The organism is Micromonospora sp. DSM 43699 (assembly GCF_055517075.1).
On the sequence record NZ_JBTMMT010000064.1, the window covers coordinates 23,015 to 39,957 of the forward strand.

14 protein-coding genes are annotated in these 16,943 nt (G+C 72.9%); 12 read left to right on the forward strand and 2 right to left on the reverse strand.

Going from position 1 to position 16,943, the window contains the following annotated elements; translation table 11 throughout:
* Positions 1–184 precede the first annotated feature (184 nt).
* From AC0AIB_RS24900 to AC0AIB_RS24920, 5 genes are read left to right on the forward strand one after another with little or no spacing between them, the layout of a single operon-like run.
* On the forward strand, positions 185–1,972 hold the full coding sequence (locus AC0AIB_RS24900) for a hypothetical protein (protein ID WP_328340707.1): 1,788 nt from the start codon (positions 185–187) through the stop codon (positions 1,970–1,972).
* Positions 1,969–5,421 (forward strand): amino acid adenylation domain-containing protein, encoded by a 3,453-nt coding sequence (locus AC0AIB_RS24905; RefSeq protein WP_328340709.1) that lies wholly within the window; start codon positions 1,969–1,971, stop codon positions 5,419–5,421. Before AC0AIB_RS24900 ends, AC0AIB_RS24905 begins: the two co-directional genes overlap by 4 nt.
* Positions 5,422–5,450: 29 nt before the next feature.
* Entirely contained in the window at positions 5,451–6,425 is a 975-nt protein-coding gene (locus tag AC0AIB_RS24910) for a hypothetical protein (protein WP_328340711.1), read from the forward strand.
* A gap of 5 nt (positions 6,426–6,430) precedes the next feature.
* Positions 6,431–8,308: an ABC transporter ATP-binding protein gene (locus AC0AIB_RS24915; protein WP_465097581.1), complete on the forward strand. Its 1,878-nt coding sequence runs from the start codon at positions 6,431–6,433 to the stop codon at positions 8,306–8,308.
* A gap of 4 nt (positions 8,309–8,312) precedes the next feature.
* Positions 8,313–10,100 (forward strand): ABC transporter ATP-binding protein, encoded by a 1,788-nt coding sequence (locus tag AC0AIB_RS24920; RefSeq protein WP_328340715.1) that lies wholly within the window; start codon positions 8,313–8,315, stop codon positions 10,098–10,100.
* A gap of 2 nt (positions 10,101–10,102) precedes the next feature.
* Here AC0AIB_RS24920 and AC0AIB_RS24925 read toward each other — a convergent pair whose 3' ends face one another.
* A complete protein-coding gene (locus AC0AIB_RS24925; protein WP_328340717.1) occupies positions 10,103–10,375 on the reverse strand; it encodes a hypothetical protein in 273 nt (90 codons plus the stop codon).
* Between the two features lie 405 nt (positions 10,376–10,780).
* Here AC0AIB_RS24925 and AC0AIB_RS24930 point away from each other — a divergent pair, with 405 nt between their 5' ends.
* The 6 genes from AC0AIB_RS24930 to AC0AIB_RS24955 all read left to right on the forward strand — a co-directional run bounded on the left by AC0AIB_RS24930 (position 10,781) and on the right by AC0AIB_RS24955 (position 14,393).
* On the forward strand, positions 10,781–10,972 hold the full coding sequence (locus tag AC0AIB_RS24930) for a hypothetical protein (RefSeq protein ID WP_091244640.1): 192 nt from the start codon (positions 10,781–10,783) through the stop codon (positions 10,970–10,972).
* A 26-nt stretch (positions 10,973–10,998) separates the two neighbouring features.
* Positions 10,999–11,217 (forward strand): helix-turn-helix transcriptional regulator, encoded by a 219-nt coding sequence (locus tag AC0AIB_RS24935; RefSeq protein WP_328340719.1) that lies wholly within the window; start codon positions 10,999–11,001, stop codon positions 11,215–11,217.
* Positions 11,218–11,225: 8 nt separating this feature from the next.
* Complete coding sequence (locus AC0AIB_RS24940; RefSeq protein WP_091244637.1) at positions 11,226–11,450, forward strand: helix-turn-helix transcriptional regulator; 225 nt, start codon at positions 11,226–11,228, stop codon at positions 11,448–11,450.
* Between the two features lie 83 nt (positions 11,451–11,533).
* Positions 11,534–12,190 (forward strand): HAD family hydrolase, encoded by a 657-nt coding sequence (locus AC0AIB_RS24945; protein WP_328340720.1) that lies wholly within the window; start codon positions 11,534–11,536, stop codon positions 12,188–12,190.
* Positions 12,191–12,232: 42 nt separating this feature from the next.
* The gene (locus AC0AIB_RS24950; protein ID WP_328340721.1) at positions 12,233–13,369 is read left to right on the forward strand and encodes a glutathione-independent formaldehyde dehydrogenase; all 1,137 of its coding nucleotides are present in this window, start codon (positions 12,233–12,235) and stop codon (positions 13,367–13,369) included.
* A gap of 10 nt (positions 13,370–13,379) precedes the next feature.
* Positions 13,380–14,393, forward strand: a complete 1,014-nt coding sequence (locus tag AC0AIB_RS24955) for an NADPH:quinone reductase (RefSeq protein ID WP_465097582.1) — start codon at positions 13,380–13,382, stop codon at positions 14,391–14,393.
* A gap of 179 nt (positions 14,394–14,572) precedes the next feature.
* Here AC0AIB_RS24955 and AC0AIB_RS24960 read toward each other — a convergent pair whose 3' ends face one another.
* Positions 14,573–16,222, reverse strand: a complete 1,650-nt coding sequence (locus AC0AIB_RS24960; RefSeq protein ID WP_328340724.1) for a fatty acid--CoA ligase — start codon at positions 16,220–16,222, stop codon at positions 14,573–14,575.
* A gap of 84 nt (positions 16,223–16,306) precedes the next feature.
* On the opposite strand from AC0AIB_RS24960, the gene AC0AIB_RS24965 reads away from it, so the two are divergent.
* Positions 16,307–16,798: an NUDIX domain-containing protein gene (locus tag AC0AIB_RS24965; protein WP_328340726.1), complete on the forward strand. Its 492-nt coding sequence runs from the start codon at positions 16,307–16,309 to the stop codon at positions 16,796–16,798.
* Positions 16,799–16,943: the final 145 nt, after the last annotated feature.

Genomic DNA, 16,943 nt, shown 5'->3' on the forward strand with positions numbered 1-16,943 from the left:
GCGTCGGGAGCGCTCCCACGTCGGGGTGGAATGTCGTCTCCTACCCGCCGTGGCACCGTCACGGACCCTCCACTTCCAGGTCGGCTGCCGGACGCCACGAGCCCCTCGACCACCGCGACGGTGGCCGTCGCGCGAGCCGGCTCCCGCGCACGCCGCGGCCTGCCCGGTCGCGAAAGGTAGGAACGTGCGACGTACGAAGACCGACCAATGGAGCCAGGAACTACGCGACGTGCGCGACCCCGCAGAGCTGTTCGGCGGGAGCGCCCAGACGGCGGTTCTCCGCCTGCTCACCATGGCGGGCAAGGTGCCCTTCCGGTCCGCCTTCGACGGTCTGACCCTGCGCGAGCAGGCGATCGTCCGGCACCTGCTCGGCCGGCAGGAACTGCGGCTGACACCACCCGGGGTCGACGTGCCGCCCGCCCCGTTCGTGCTGTGCCACTCGGCGCTCGGCAAGCTGACCGTGCACGAACCGGCGCGGGGTGACCTGCCGACCGAGGAGGTCGTGGCCGAGCTCGCGCTGCCCGGGTGGCTGGTCGAGATGCTCGACGAGGAGTGCCTGGCGGCCGAGGCCGAGGAGGAGCACCAGCGCTACGAGTTCGATCACCTGCTGCACACCTGGCACGCCGACGGCAGCCTGGCCGAACGGCTGGAGGAGGTCATCGACTGGGTCGAGCGCGTCGAGACCGTCCTGGTCTACGTCCGGCGTCGGGTGTTCTCCCGTTCCGACTCCGGGTCCAGCACCCTCATCCGCGACGGCGTGCTGCCCGCGCTGCGCGGCCGTCCACCTGCCGACTGGAGCCCGGAGGAGCGGCTGTTCGTGGCCGCCATCCAGCTGCTGTTCCGCACCGGCCGGGCGGTCCGGTTCGAGGAGTTCAACGGCCGCCAGCTCAGCGCCGTCGGCCTGCGGCGGGTGCTCACCACCCGCTGCGCCGCGTACCTGGGGGTGCTCGGTGAGCCGGTCACCGGGCAGCTCAGCACCGCGACCCTGACCGAGTTGGCCGCGCTCGCCGGTGACCTGGTCGAACGCGTCGACGGCGGCGGTCACATGCGGTACCGGCGGGTCAACGGGCTGACCTACGCCAAGGACGAGTACCTGCTGCCGTGGGCGCAGGAGCAGCGCGGTCACACCGAGCTGCCCCGGGAGCTGCCCGCCCTGACCGGCGCCCCGACCGGGCCGGACGACGGCGAGGACCCCGCCGCCTGGGTACGGCGTGCCACCGCCGCCGCACTGCGTACCGCGCACCGCAGCGGCGACGAGCACGACCTGACCCGGATCCTGGAGGGCCTCGTGCTGGGCGCGGTCGTCGATGCCCGCGCCGACTACGGCATGTCCAGCGGCATCCGCGACCTGTCCCGGCTGGACGGACCGGCCGGTCAGTACGGTGAGGAGGTGGCGGGCCTGAAGAAGCCGGACTTCTTCTGCTGCGTGCTGCCCAGCCCCGCGATGGCCGTCGACCTGCCCACCGACGCGGTCACCGACATCCTGTGGCAGGTCGCGCAACGGATGATGTACAACCGTTGGCACTTCGTGCCGGGCAACTTCGACCGGGTCGAGGTGCCCCGCCAACGGCACTACTTCTTCCCACCGCTGGTGCCCGACATCGGCGAGTGGGGCGACCTGCGCCACGGCGGCCACAGCACCGCCCGCGTCCGTTACACCCTGCGGGCGCCCGGCGCGGCGATGTGGAAGCAACCGCTCACCGTCTCCGGACGGCAGTACCGGGGCGCGTTCGACATCCGGCTGGTACGCATGGACGGACCACCGTTCACCCTGGACGACCTGCGGATCGCCTGCCGGTACTCGGCGCTTGTGGACGTACTCTGGCGGGAGATCGCCGGCTACGCCGAAGCCCACGACGGCTGGACCCCGACGATCACCGCGTTCGGCGGCGACTGGTATGCGAAGAGCGCCTGGCACGTGCCCGTCGAGCGGCTGACCGCGACCGCGCAGCCGGTCGGCGGGATGGCGTGAGCCCCCGCCCGCTCCACGTCGTCGTCAACGACGAGGACCAGTACTCGGTGTGGCCGACCGACCGGGCCCTGCCGGGCGGCTGGACGACGGTGTTCACCGGGGCGGTCGAGGCGTGTCTGGCGCACATCGCCGCGCACTGGACCGACCTGCGGCCCGCCTCACTGCGTACCACCGCGGGCGTTCCCGGCCGGGCCGTCACGGCGGCGCCGGCCACGGTGGACGCGGTGCGGTCGGTCGCCACCGGCCCGCGCCGCTCCTTCGGCCAGGCACCGTTGCACGTCCTCGTCGACCGGGCGCTGGCGGCCGATCCCGGGCGCGTCGCGGTGCGCTGTGCGGGGGCCGAGGTCACCGCGGGCGACCTGCTGACCCGGGTCCGGCACACCGCGCGGGTGCTGCGGGCGCACGGTGCGGGGCCGGAGACGCCGGTCGCGGTGCTGCTGCCCCGGTCGGTGGACGCGGTGGTGGCGATCCTCGCGGTGCTGGCGGCCGGGTCGGCGTACCTGCCGCTGTCCGTCCAGGATCCGGCGGACCGGCGGGCCCGGATCCTTGCGGACGCGGGCGACCCGGTGCTGCTGGTCGGACCGGGGCAGCGAGGGCTGGTGCCCGCCGGCTACCCGGCGGCCGTACTCGACGTGACGGACCTGCCCGACCGGCTCGGCGACGACGGCGACGGCGACGGCGGCTGCCGGGTGGAGAACCTGGCGTTCGTCATGTACACCTCGGGCACCAGCGGGGCACCCAAGGGGGTGCTCGGCACCCACCGGCAACTGGTCAACTACGTGCACTGGTGCGCCGAGGAGTTCGCCTTCCAGCCGCAGGAGCGGGCCGTGCTGCACGCCCCGCTCTATTTCGTCGGCTCGGTGATGACGCTGTTCACCGCCCTGGTCGCGGGCTGGGAGCTGGAGGTCGCACCGGAGCCGGTCGCCTTCGACGACCTGATCGCGCTGACCGCCGCCGCGCCGTGCGGCTTCCTGAAGCTCACCCCGTCGCACGTGCGGGCGATGACCGCCCTGGGCGGGGTGGACGACGTCGCCCGTCAGGTCATGATCGGCAGCGAGCCGCTGTACCTGACCCCCGAGTTCGACAGGTGGATCAGCAACAGCCCGAAGTCCGGTTTCGGCAACCACTACGGCATGAGCGAGACCGTCGGCGCCACCTGGTACTGGATCGGCACGGACCGTACGGTCGGTCGGCGGTTGCCGGTCGGCGCACCCATCCCCAACGCCGAGGTGCACATCCTCGACGAGGAGGGCCAGCCCGTGCCGCTCGGCGAGACCGGCGAGATCTGCCTGGGCGGGGCCGTCGTCGGCCGTGGCTACCACGGCCAGCCGGTGTTGACCGCCCAGCGGTGGATCCCGCACCCGGCGGGCGGTGGGGCACGCCTGCTGCGCACCGGGGACCTCGGCCGGTTGGGACCGGACGGGGTGCTCGACGTGCTCGGCCGCGCCGACCGGCAGGTGAAGATCCGTGGTCAGCGCGTCGAACCGCCAGCCGTCGAGGACGCGCTGCGCCGCTGCCCCGGTGTCGCCGAGGCGGTGGTGATCGCCGAACCCGACGGCCACGACCTGCGCCTGGTCGCCTACCTGCGGTCCGACGACGAGCTGCCGCCCACCGAGGCGCAGCTGCGGGCGCACGCCGCCGGGCTGCTGCCGGAGGCGTCCGTCCCGAGCCGGTTCCGGTACGTGGCGCAGTACCCGCTCACCCCGAACGGCAAGGTCGACACCCGCCGGCTGCCCGCCGTACCGACGGTGCGGCCCGCGCTGAGCACCGCGTACGTCGAACCCTGCGGCGAGCTGGAGACGGCGGTGGCGGGCGTGGTCGCCGGGGTGCTGCGGGTGGACCGGCTCGGCGTCGACGACGACTTCTTCGAACTGGGCGGCGACTCCATGCAGGTCGTCGAGGTCGTCACCCGGCTCGACGAGGAGCTGGGCCTGCCGGTGGGCATCGCCGACCTGTTCGACCGCCGCACGGTGCGTGCCCTGGCCGCCGTGGTGGACGGCCACGACCCGGCGACCGCCGGGGCACCGGAGGTGTCCACCGTGGAGCCCGTGGAGCCGCCGACCCGTACCGACGTCGGCCGGCCGGAGGTGCCCGGGGCGGCGGTCCAGGCGCGGTTCTCCGGGGCGTCCACCGCCTCCGCGCCGCTGACCTGGGGTCAGGCGGCCATGTACCGGCCCATGCAGTGGTTCGGGGAGGCCAGCCGGGACTTCAACATCAGGCGGGTGCTGCGGCTGACCGCCCCGGTCCCGGCCGAGCGGGTCACCGCCGCCTGGTCGGAGCTGGTGCTGCGGCACCAGGTGCTGCGGACCCTGATGACCGACCACGCCGACGGCCCCCGGCAACACCTGCGCGCCGACGGGGCGTACCCGCCGCTGGTGCGCGACACCACCGGCGACGCGCTGCCGGAGGCGGCCGACGCCGCCGCCGCCGAGCTGGCCGGTACCGCGTTCGCGCTGGACCGGGAGTGGCCGGTCCGGTGGGCGCTGCTGCGCGTCGACGGCCTCGTCGAGGCCGTCGCCGTGGCCGCGTCGCACGTGGCGTTGGACGGCTGGTCGCTGGAGCTGCTGCTGGCCGACCTACGCACGCTGGTCGACGGTGAGCGGACCCTGCCCGCGCCGGGCTGGCAGCCGGTGGACCAGGCCGGCTACGAGGCCTCACCGGCCGGGCAGCGCCGCGCCCACCAGTCGCTTGCCTACTGGCGGGCCCGCCTGCCCGACGTGCCGCACCGGATCTTCGACGGGCCGGAGCAGGACGGGGAGGCGCTGCCCGTCGTCACCTGGCGGATGGAGTCCACCGCCGTGGCCACCGCCGCCGCCGCGCTGGCCGAACGCACCGGGGCGTCTTCGTCCACAGTGGTGCTGACCGCCGCGCTGCTGGTCCAGACGGCGCTGACCGGCCGGGACCGGGCCGTGGTGAAGCTGATCGCGGGCAACCGGAACACCCCCCGTCAGCGGGAGTTGGCCACCGGCATCGCGCAGAACGCGCTGCTGGTCTTCGACGTCGGTGACGGCGACCTCGACGACGCCGTCCGGCGCTGCTACCGCGACTCGACCGAGTCTTACTTCCACGCCACCTACCCGCCGGACGCGTTGGACGACCTGATCGCGGCCGAGGGCGCGCAGGCCGACCTGTCGGTCTACTTCAACGACGCCCGGATGGGCCGGGACTTCGACGTGCCGGCCGGCCCGCCCGACCGCGCGACGCTGACGGAGTTGGCCGCGCACACCACCGTCCGGCAGATCGCCGCCGTCGCCCGCCACGACATGACCTTCTTCCTGGCCATGCCCCACCTGGCCGGCGGCTGCGCGCTGCACCTGCTGGCCGACACCCGGCGGGTACCCGCGGCCACCTGCCTGCGGGCGCTGCGGGGCATCGAGACGCTGCTGTCCGAGGCGGTGCTGCGACCGGTGCAGGTCCGGGACGTCGCCGCACTGCTGGACCTCGGTTGACCCTCCCACCCCCACCGCAAGGAGCCTCGATGACCGACCCGTACCCGCTGCTGCACCGACTCGCCGCCGACGACGACGCCGCGCTCACCGGCACCCCCCTGCCGCCCGACGGCCGCTACCAGGTCGTCACCACCACTGTCGACGAGGTCACCGCCCAGATCGTGCGCACCCTGCGGGAGGGGTTCGCCGGTCGGCGCCCGGCCGACTACCCGCTGCTGGTGCTCGGCTGGGGACGCTGCCGGGTCGGCTCGACGGCGGTGACCAACCTGTTCGGCATGGCGCGGGCAGCCGCCTACTACCAGCCGGTCAAGACCATCGGCCGGTTCGCGCTGACCGGCGGCGAGGGCTCGCCGTGGAAGCTGCCCGACGGCGAGCCGGTGCTGTTCGCCAAGGAGATGGCCGGGCCGTACGTGCCGTTCGAGGCGCTGTTCAACCCGGCCCGCTGCCTGATCGAGGCCGGTTGGCCGGTCGACCGGCTGCGCCTGCTGGTGCTGGACCGGCAGCCCCGGGCCTCGCTCGACTCGTGGATGGCCAAGTGGGAGGGGAAGATCGGCCGTGAGCGGGTGGTGGAGAACTTCGTGCTGAGCACCCTCAACTACGCCCGGATGCGCCGTTACGCCGAGGCCGAGGGGCTGGCGGTGACGCACTTCCCGTACGAGTGCAGTCGGCTCCCGGAGGAGACGGTGTCGCGGTTGTTCTCGCGCCTGGGCATCGGCCACCTGTACCGGCCGGAGATGCTCACCGGCTGGGGCGCGGCCGGCGATCTCAACTCCGACCAGTCGAAGATCCACAACCCGGTCGAGCCGGAGCCGTACGTCGTGCCCGGCCTGCACGGCAACGCCGACGAGTACCGCTTCCGGGACCGGCAGGTGACCGTCCTCACCGAGCCGGAGCTGGCCGTGGCGGACAGCCCCGAGGTGGTCGGGTCTTACCAGGTCTCGGTGGACAGCTGTGTCCAGGAGTTGGACCTGCCCGCGCCGCTGCGGGACAGGGTCTTCGGCTGACCCCGATGGCCACCTCCACCGCCGGTACCGGGCAGCTGCGCGAGGCCGCACTCGCCCGACTGCGCATCGCCCGGCTGTTCCCCGCCGCCGGGCCGGGCTGGAGTGCCGTCGCGCTCGCGCTCAGCGTGGCCCGGGGGGTGCTGCCTGTCGGGTTCGCGCTCGCCGTCAGCACCACCGTCGGCCGGATCGGGCCGGTGCTGCACGGCACCGCCGGGCAGGGCGAGGTGTGGTGGCCGCTGGCCGTCGCCGGTGCGGCGCTGATCGCGCTGCAACTGGCCGAGGCGGCGCAGAAGGCCGTCGCCGAGCAGCTCGCCCGACGGGTCGACGGGCACATGTACCGGCGGCTGATCGCCGCGTCACTGTCGACGCGGGAGATCACCCCGCTGGAGGACCCGGCGGTCCTGGACGAGCTGGGCGAGGCCGGGCACGAGCTGCGGTTCGCGTTCCGCACCCCCGGGGCGGCGTACGCCGGGCTGATCGCGCTGGTCGGGCCGTACACCCAGGTCGTCGGGTTCACGGTGGTGGTCGCGGCGGTGCTCGGGCCGTGGGCGGCGCTGGCGATGCTGGTGGTGGTGCTGCTGTTCCGTCACGGCCAGCGCGGTGGGCTACGCCGCTACGCCCGGGTGATCCGGGACGTCGCGGACCTGCGCCGGGAGAGCCGTTACCTGCGCGGGCTGGCGATGGGCCCGGCTGCCGCCAAGGAGCTGCGCGTCTTCGGCCTGACCGGCTGGTTGACCGAGCGCTACCGGCAGGTCTACCGCCGCGCGCTGGCCCCGGTGTGGGCCGAGCGCCGGCGCATCTACCTGCGGCCCTACCTGGGGTACACGGCCGTCGGGCTGGTCGGGGTGGCTGCCGTGCTGGCGCTGGCCGGGGCCCGCGCCGCCGACGGGGTGATCGGCCTGGCCGGGCTGGCGCTGGTGCTCCAGGCGGTGATGGCGCTGATCCGGCTTGGCGAGTTCTATCCGGACTCCGACACCCAGACCCAGTACGGCATGAACGCCGAGACGGCCGTGACGGCGTTCGAACGGGCCATGGACCGCTACGCCGAACCGGCCGACACCGGCCGGGCGGCCGGACCGTCCGCCACCGTCGCCCCGGCGATCGACTTCACAGGCGTACGGTTCGGCTACCCCGGGGCGGCCCGGCCGGTGCTCGACGGCCTGGACCTGCACATCCCCGCCGGCCGGTGCACCGCCCTGGTCGGCGTGAACGGCGCCGGCAAGACCACCCTGGTCAAGCTGCTGGCCCGGCTCTACTCGCCAGGCGCCGGCACGGTACGCGCCGACGGTGTCGACCTCGCCGACCTGCCCGCCCGGGACTGGCAACGCCGGATCGCCGTGGTGTTCCAGGACTTCGTCCGCTACGAACTCTCGGCCGCCGCCAACATCGGCTTCGGCGCGGTCGAACACCTCGACGACCGGGCCGGGATCCGGCGCGCGGCGGAGGCGGCTGGGCTGCTCGACACCCTCGACGCCCTGCCGGACGGCCTGGACACGGTGCTGTCCCGGGCCTACGAGGGTGGCCTGGACCTGTCCGGCGGGCAGTGGCAGCGGATCGCCATCGCGCGTGCCCTGTTCGCGCTCTACCACGGCAGCACCGTGCTCGTGCTCGACGAGCCCACCGCCGCGCTGGACGTACGCGCCGAAGCCGAGTTCTTCGGCCGGTTCGCCGAGCTGACCCGGGGCCGGACGACGATCCTCATCTCGCACCGGCTGTCCAGCGTCCGGCTGGCCGACCGGATCGTCCTGCTCGACCAGGGGCAGGTGGTCGAGCAGGGCAGCCACGACGAGCTGGTTGCCGCGGGCGGCCGGTACGCCGCCATGTTCGCCCTCCAGGCGGAGCGCTTCGCCGACGACAGCCCGCTGACACAGGTACCGGGGTGAGGCGATGTTGACGGCGATCACCGGGCTGATGCGGCTGTCGTGGCGGCAGGACCGCCGCAAGATGGCAGTGGCGTTGGCCCTGATGGCGGGCAACGCGGTCGCGCTGCCGCTGGCCGCGGTGGCGCTCCGGCACCTCACCAACGCGGCGGCTGCCGGTCACGCCGGGACGGCCGCCTGGTCCGGCCTGGCCGTCGCGGTGGCCGCGATCGCGGCGCTCACCTGCGCGCACTTCGCCCACATCGGCTACTTCGAGGTGTCCGAGCTCAACGTGCTCAGCACCGACGAGCAGCTCATCGGGATCAGCAACGACACCCCGTACCTCGACCACCACGAGCGGCCCGACAGCGCCGACCGGATGGCCCTGGCCCAGGACGAGTTGCAGCGCATCGGCGAGGGGTTGCAGGCGCTGCTGACCGGCGGCTCGCTGGCCGTCAGCCTGCTGCTGACCACAGTGCTGCTCACCCTGGTCCACCCGGCGCTGGTGCTGCTGCCGCTGCTTGCCGCCCTGCCGGTGCTGGCGGCGCGGCGGGCCCAGGCCGCCGCCGACCGGGCGCGCGAGGAGAGCATCGTCGACACCCGGCAGGCCCGGCACCTGTTCGAACTGACCACCGACGCGGCCTCGGCCAAGGAGCTGCGGCTGCTGGGCCTGGTCGGGCACCTGCAACAGCGTTACGCCGGGCACTGGCGGCGGGCCACCGCCCGGATCTGGCGGGGCGAGCTGGCCGCCGGGTGGTGGCGCGCGGCCGGGCAGGGCGTGTTCGGCCTCGGGTACGTCGCCGCGCTGGTCCTGGTCGTCCACGACGCGATCAGGGGCCACGCGGACGTCGGCGACGTGGTGCTGGCCATCCTGCTCGCCTCGCAGCTCAACCAGCAGGTGGCTGCCGCCGTGACGATCACCCAGCAGCTCGTACGCAGCGGCCGGTCCCTGCGCCGGCTGGACGAGGTGCGTGAGCTGGTGCCGCAGCCGGTGCCGCCGCCCGACGCGCCGGCCACCCCGCTGCGCCCGCCCGCACGCCTGCTGGAGGGCATCCGCCTGCGGAACGTCACCTTCGGCTATCCCGGCGCGGCCGGGCCGGTGCTCCGCGACGTCGACCTGCTGCTGCCCGCCGGCTGCACGGTGGCGATCGTGGGCGAGAACGGCGCCGGCAAGACCACGCTGGTCAAGCTGCTCAACCGGTTCTACGAGCCCGACCGGGGCGCGATCGAGGTCGACGGCGTCGACCTGCGGCACCTCGACCTCGCCGCCTGGCGGGAGCGGACCACCGCCGCGTTCCAGGACTACGCCCGCCCGGAGCTGACCGCCCGGCTGGCGGTGGGCATCGGCGACCTGCCCCGGGCCACCGACGACGACGCGGTACGCACCGGCCTGGCCCGCGCGCACAGCGACGTCGTCGACCGGCTGCCGTACGGGCTGGACACCCGGCTGGGGCGCAGCCACGCCGACGGCGGGGTGGACGCCTCCGGCGGGCAGTGGCAGCAGCTCGCGCTCGGCCGGGCGATGATGCGCGACGCCCCGCTGCTGATGGTGCTCGACGAACCGGCGTCGGCGCTGGACGCCGAGGCCGAGCACCGGCTGTTCGCCCGGTATGCCGACGGCGCGGCCCGGGTCGCCGCCGACAGCGGCGGGGTGACGGTGTTCGTGTCGCACCGGCTCTCCACAGTCCGCAGCGCGGACCTGATCATCGTGATCGGCGACGGCGGGGTACGCGAGATGGGCACCCACGACGAACTGATCCGGCTCGACGGGATCTACGCCACCCTCTACGCCACCCAGGCCACCGCCTACCGCTGAGTTCATGGCCGCACCTTCGATGCGGGCCGCCGCTGCTGCCCGACCGGCACGGGGGCGGTCCGTCGGTGGACGACCAACCCCGCCGGCTGTACGAAGATCGACCGTCGGGCCACGGCATCCCCCTTGTCGTTCAGTTGGTAGACGTCGAGCCAGCACCAGCCGTCGTAGGTGATCCAGTCCAGCACCCGGATGACCCGGCACCGGATGGGCTTGACGAACTGCACGCTGGCCGCTCGCGTCACCTGGATCAGGTCACCCGCGCGGAGCGCCGTCATCGCAGGTCCCCCACTTGCTCGGTCACGACTCACCACCCGGCCACGGCCTTTGGTTGGTCATGAGTCGGCGGGCCGACCGGTTGGGCTTGGGCAGCCAACCGAGGAACCGGCGGTGGAGAGCGCCAGCCGGAGCCCAGCCCATGTCCTGCGTGGCTGACACCAGATGCGCGCCCAGGTAGAGGGCGAGGGACACCGGAGCGTTGTCGTACTCCGCGATCAACTCCCGGCGGCGGGTGGGACATGGCCAGGGTGATTCACACCCGGCACACGTCCAGACAGGCAGAACAGGTCCGTGGCTCGTCATCGGTCCACCACATCACACGATATTGTACGAGGGCAACCCCCAAGGACGTTGTCTTTCCCGCTACCGTTTGATGCAAGTGCGCCAGACCATAGCGTCAGGCTGTGGAGTTGCTCGGGCTGGATGAGATCCGCGACCTGCTCGGCGGGATCAGCAAGCAGCGCGCCACGATCATCGTGGGCCGCAAGGGATTCCCCGACCCCTTCGTCACCTTGAAGATGGGCCGCGTCTGGGATGGCAAGGCCGTCCGGGCCTGGATCGCCACGAACCGCCCCAGCCCCGCCGACGAGGACTGACCCCCACCGGGGCATACGTGCGGGACATGGACCGAGGGCCGGGCGACCTGATGGGGCCCTACGAGATCGCCCAACGCCTGGGCGTCTCCCGGTCGCGGTTCCAGCAGATCGCGAACCGGCCCACCTTCCCGAGGCCCTACCGGGAGCTGCGCGGCATGAAGGTGTGGCTGGCCGAGGACGTCGAGGAGTGGATCAGGGAACACCGCCGCCCCACGCCACCATCGGACGAAGATGATCAAAGCTGACGGAACGCATGGGTGAGCCTGAGGTCCCGGGACCGCTCGTCGGTCCGGGCGAGATCATTGACATGCTCGGCGTGAGCCGGTCGCGGTTCAGGCAGATCATCTTGCAGCCGTACTTCCCGCGCCCTTTCCAGATTTTGCAGGCCGGCGCGATCTGGCTGCGGTCAGACGTCGAGGCGTACATCCGGGACTACCGCCGTCCCAAGCCGCCAGCCGACGAGGACGAACAGGGCTGACTCGACCGGGGGCCACCACGAGACCGGCGGGCGCTGCCGGCACCGGGCGACCGGGGTCGGGCGGGGTCGGGGAGGATGTCGGGGTGACTGTGGATGCGGTGGTGTTCGACCTGGACGGCGTGATCGTGGACTCGGAGCCGGTCTGGGAGGAGGTGCGCCGGGCGTACGTGGCGGCGCGGGGCGGCACCTGGCAGCCCGACACCCAGCGGCGGCTGATGGGGATGAGCACCGGCGAGTGGGCCGAATACCTCAGCGGTGAGCTGGGCGTCGACCGGAGCGCCGCGCAGGTCGCCGTCGAGGTGGTCGAGGAGATGTCCCGGCGGTACGCGGTGCGCGTACCGCTTATCGACGACGCCGACCTGGTGGTGCGCCGGTTGGCCGCGCGGTGGCCGCTGGGGTTGGCCAGTTCCTCGCCGACCCGGCTGATCGCGGCGGCGCTGGCCGCCGCGGACCTCACCGCCGACTTCCGGGTGACCCTGTCGACCGAGCAGACCGCCCGGGGCAAGCCCGCACCCGACGTCTACCTGGCCGTCGCCGAACGGCTCGGGGTGGACCCGGCCCGGTGTGCCGCCGTGGAGGACTCCTCCAACGGGGTCCGCTCGGCCGCCGCCGCCGGGATGCGGGTGGTCGCGGTGCCGCACGGGTCGTACCCGCTGGACCCGGACGCAGCGGAGCTGGCCGCAGTGGTGCTCTCCTCGGTGCACGACCTCACCCCCGAGGTGGTGGACCGGCTCGGCTGAAACCGCCTCCGCGACCCGGCCGGGCCGCCTAGCGTCGGGACCATGAGAGCTGTGGTTTACCAGGGGCCGCACGAGGTGGCGGTCAACGACGTCGAGGACCCGCGCATCGAGCACCCGGACGACGTGGTCGTGCAGATCACCACGACCGCGATCTGCGGATCCGACCTGCACATGTACGAGGGGCGCACGCTCGCCGAGCCGGGCATCGTCTTCGGCCACGAGAACATGGGCACGGTGGTCGAGGCCGGGACCGGGGTACGCGGGATCAAGGTCGGCGACCGGGTGTCGATGCCGTTCAACGTGGCGTGCGGGTTCTGCCGCAACTGCCGGGAGCAGAAGACCGGTTTCTGCCTCACCGTCAACCCCGGCTTCGCCGGTGGCGCGTACGGCTACGTGGCGATGGGGCCGTACCGGGGTGGGCAGGCCGAATACCTGCGGGTGCCGTTCGCCGACTTCAACTGTCTGAAGCTGCCGCCCGGCACCGAGCACGAGAACGACTACGCGATGCTCGCCGACATCTTCCCCACCGGCTACCACGGGGTGGCGATGACCGGGCTGCGGCCGGGCGAGAACATCACCGTGATGGGTGGCGGGCCGGTCGGGCTGATGGCCGCGTACTCGGCGATCCTGATGGGTGCCGCCGAGGTGTTCCTGGTGGACAAGGTGCCGGACCGGCTGCGGCTGGCCGGGTCGATAGGCGCGACGCCCATCGACTTCTCGGCCGGGGATCCGGTGGCGCAGATCCTCGACCGGACCGACGGGGTGGGCACCGATCACGGGGTGGACGCGGTCGGCTACCAGGCCACCGGGGCGGGCGGCGCGGAGCAGCCGGCGTCGGTGCTGAACAGCCTGGTCGAGGTGGTCCGGGCGACCGGCGCGCTCGGCGTGGTCGGCCTCTATCTGGCGAACGACCCGGGTGCGCCGGACGAGCACTCCGGCAAGGGCGAGCTGCTGTTCAAGGTGGGCAAGTTCTTCGAGAAGGGCCTGCGGATGGGGACCGGGCAGGCCAACGTGAAGACCTACAACGAGTACCTGCGGAACCTGATCATGGCGGGTCGGGCCACGCCGAGCTTCGTGGTGAGCAAGGAGTTGCCGCTGGACGCGGCACCGGACGCGTACCGGCGTTTCGACAGTCGCGAGGAGGGCTACTCGAAGGTGGTGCTCAAACCGGCGGCCTGAGGAGACGGCGATGAAGACGATCGTGTACGAGCGCACCGGCGACCCGTCGGTGCTGCAACTGGTCGACCGGCCGGCGCCCGAGCCGGGGCCGGGTGAGGTGCTGGTCCGGGTGGCGGTGGCCGGGGTGAACCCGACCGACTGGAAGGCGCGGCGGCAGTGGCCGTTGCCGGCCGGCTGGCAGACCCCGGGGCAGGACGGCGCGGGGGTGGTGGAGGCGGTCGGCGCGGGGGTCGACCAGGCGCTGACAGGTGAGCGGGTGTGGATCTGGGAGGCGGCCTGGCAGCGCCCCTGGGGCACCGCCGCCGAGTACACGGTGGCGCCGGTCCGGCAGGTGGTGCCGCTCGGGGACGCCTCGTTCGACCTCGGCGCCTGCCTGGGCATTCCGTTCCTCACCGCGCACCGCTGCCTGACCGCCGGGGAGTACATGCCGGACACGCTGCACGCCGGGGCGCTGAGCGATCACGTGGTGCTGGTGCAGGGCGGAGCGGGCGCGGTCGGCAACGCGGCGATCCAGTTGGCCCGCTGGGGCGACGCCTGTGTCATCGCGACGGTGAGCAGCCCGGAGAAGGCCCAGCTCGCGGCGGCGGCCGGGGCGTCCTTCGTGATCGACTACCGGGAACAGGACGTGGTCGAGGAGGTCCGCAAGATCGCACCCGACGGGGTGCACACGATCGTCGAGGTCTCCGCCGCCCGCAACGCGGCAGCCGACGTACACCTGCTGCGTCCCGGCGGGGCGGTCTGCGTCTACGCCAACGACGGCGGCGACGAGCTGACCCTGCCGATCCGGCCGCTGATGGTGCCGAACGCCCGCTGGCAGTTCGTGCTTGTCTACACGGAGCCCAAGGCGGCCAAGGCGCAGGCGGTGACCGACGTGGCGGCGGCGGTCGCCCAGGGGGCGGTACGGGTGGGCGAGAAGGCCGGCCTGCCGCTGCACCGCTATCCGCTGGCGCAGGCCGCCGCCGCCCACCAGGCAGTGGAGGACTCGGTGGTGGGGAAGGTCCTGATCGACACCGCCGGGCAGTAGTTCCGAGGACATTTCGCAATCAGCCGGACAGAGGCGAGCAAGTTTCGCAACAATGACATTGCGGGTCGCCCGCATGGAAAGGGCGGCCCCGGCGCGGTGCGAACGCCGGGGCCGCCCCTGGGGAGGGATGTTTCAGGAGTGACGTCCCTACCCCATCGGCGACGGGTCGCCGAAAAGTGTTACGGCCCCGCCAGCTCCCGCACCTCCAGGTCGCCGGCGGCGTACCGCGAACGCACCACCTTCTTGTCGAACTTGCCGACGCTGGTCTTGGGCACCGCGTCGATGACCGCCCAGCGCTCCGGCACCTGCCAGTGCGCCACCGCGCCGGCGAGGAACGCGCGCAGCTGCTCCACCCCTGTCGACGCACCCTCGCGGACCACCACGGTGGCGAGCGGACGCTCACCCCAGCGCTGGTCCGGCACCCCCACCACACAGGCCTCCTGCACGTCCGGGTGGGCCATCAACGCGTTCTCCAGCTCCACCGAGGAGATCCACTCCCCACCCGACTTGATCACGTCCTTGGCCCGGTCGGTGAGGGAGAGGAAGCCGTCCGGCGAGAGCATGCCGACATCCCCGGTGCGCAGCCAGCCGTCGTGGAACTTCTCCGGGTCGGGGGCGTCCTCGCCGACGTACCGGGCGGTCACCCACGGGCCGCGCACCTCCAGCTCGCCCACGGACGTCCCGTCGGCGGGCAGCGGTTCGCCCAGCGGGCCGACGATCCGGGCCGCCACCCCGGCCGGAATCCGGCCCTGGGTGTAGCGGTACCGCCAGGCCTCGTCGCCTGTCGCGCCGGCCGGGGCCCGGGACACCGAACCCAGCGGGGACATCTCGGTCATCCCCCAGGCGTGGATCACCTCGATGCCGTGCCGCTCGGCGAACGCGTGCATCAGCGCGGGCGGGCAGGCCGAACCGCCGACGATCACCTCCTTGAGCGAGGAGGTGTCGACGTCGTTGGCATCCAGGTGGGCCAGCAGGTCGGTCCAGATGGTCGGCACCGCACCGGCCAGGGTGGGCCGCTCGGCGGCGATCATCTCGGCGATCGGCGCGGCCTGGAGGAACCGGTCCGGCATGATCAGCGACGCGCCGGAGAGGAACGCCGCGTACGGCAGCCCCCAGGACATCGCGTGGAACATCGGCACGATGGCCAGCTCCCGGTCGCCCGGCCCGAGCCCGAACCCCTCCGGCAGGCACACCTGCAACGAGTGCAGATAGATCGACCGGTGCGAGTAGGCGACGCCCTTGGGGTTGCCGGTGGTGCCGGAGGTGTAGCAGAGCGCGGCGGCGTCCCGCTCGTCCAGCTCCGGCCAGTCGAAGTGCTCGGGGCGGCCGGCCAGCAGGGCGTCCCAGTGGTGGAAGGTGACCCGGTCACCGGCGACCGCCCGCAGCGGCGCGGGGTCACCCCCGCCGACCACCACCACGTGCCGCACGGTGGTCAGCTCGCCGAGCACCCGGGCCAGCAGCGGGATCAGCGTCGAGTCGACGAGCACCACCCGGTCCTGCGCGTGGTTGGCGATGTAGGCGACCTGGTCGGGAAAGAGCCGCAGGTTGAGCGTGTGCAGCACCGCCCCCATGCTCGGCACCGCGAAGTACGCCACCAGGTGCTCGTTGTTGTTCCACATGAAGGTGGCGACCCGCTCGTCGCCGGACACCCCGCACTCGTCGCGCAGCGCGTGGGCCAGCCGGGCCGCCGCCCGCCCCACCTCGGCGTACGACATCCGGCGCGGCTCGGCCCCGGTCCAGGTGACCACCTCGGCCGCGCCGTGCACCGTCGCACCGTGTTCGAGGATCCGGGAGACCTGGAGCGGGGCGTCCATCATCGTGCTGCGCATGGGTGACAAGCTAGTGTCGCCGGTCACACGTTGGGAACCCCCGGAACGCCGGAACACCCCGGGGATGCTGCGTAGATTGTCCGGGTGAGTATCTCCTGGGCCGACTCGTACGTGGGACAGCTACGCGCCCTGGCCGGCGACCGCACACTGATGTTCGTCGGTGCCCGTGCCGTGGTACGCGACAACGCCGGCCGGGTGCTGCTGATCCGCCGCTCGGACAACGGCCAGTGGGCGCTGCCGGCGGGCGCGATGGAACTCGGCGAGTCGATAGCCGACTGCGCGGTCCGCGAGGTCCGCGAGGAGACCGGGCTACGCGCCCTGCGGGTCAGCGCCTTCGCCCTCTACACCGGCCCGGACCGCACCCACACCAACATGTACGGCCACACCTACCAGATCTTCACCACCGCGTTCCGGGTCGACGACTGGGACGGCGAACTCACCCGCGTCACCGACGAGACCACCGACGCCGCCTTCCTGCACCCGCACGAGTTCCCCGCCCCGCTCTCCCTCTCGGTCCCGGAAACCCTCGCCGACCTCTCCGTCTTCGACCAGACCAACCGCCTAATCCTCAAATAACCCACCCCCACCCCACCCCACCCCCCACCCCCCCACCCCCCCCACCCGGGGGGGGGGGGCCCGTCCGGCGTCCATCATGATCAGATTGCGGAGAGTGAGACGACACGCCGGGAAGAGTGCGTGAAATCGCAATCCGGTCATGAAG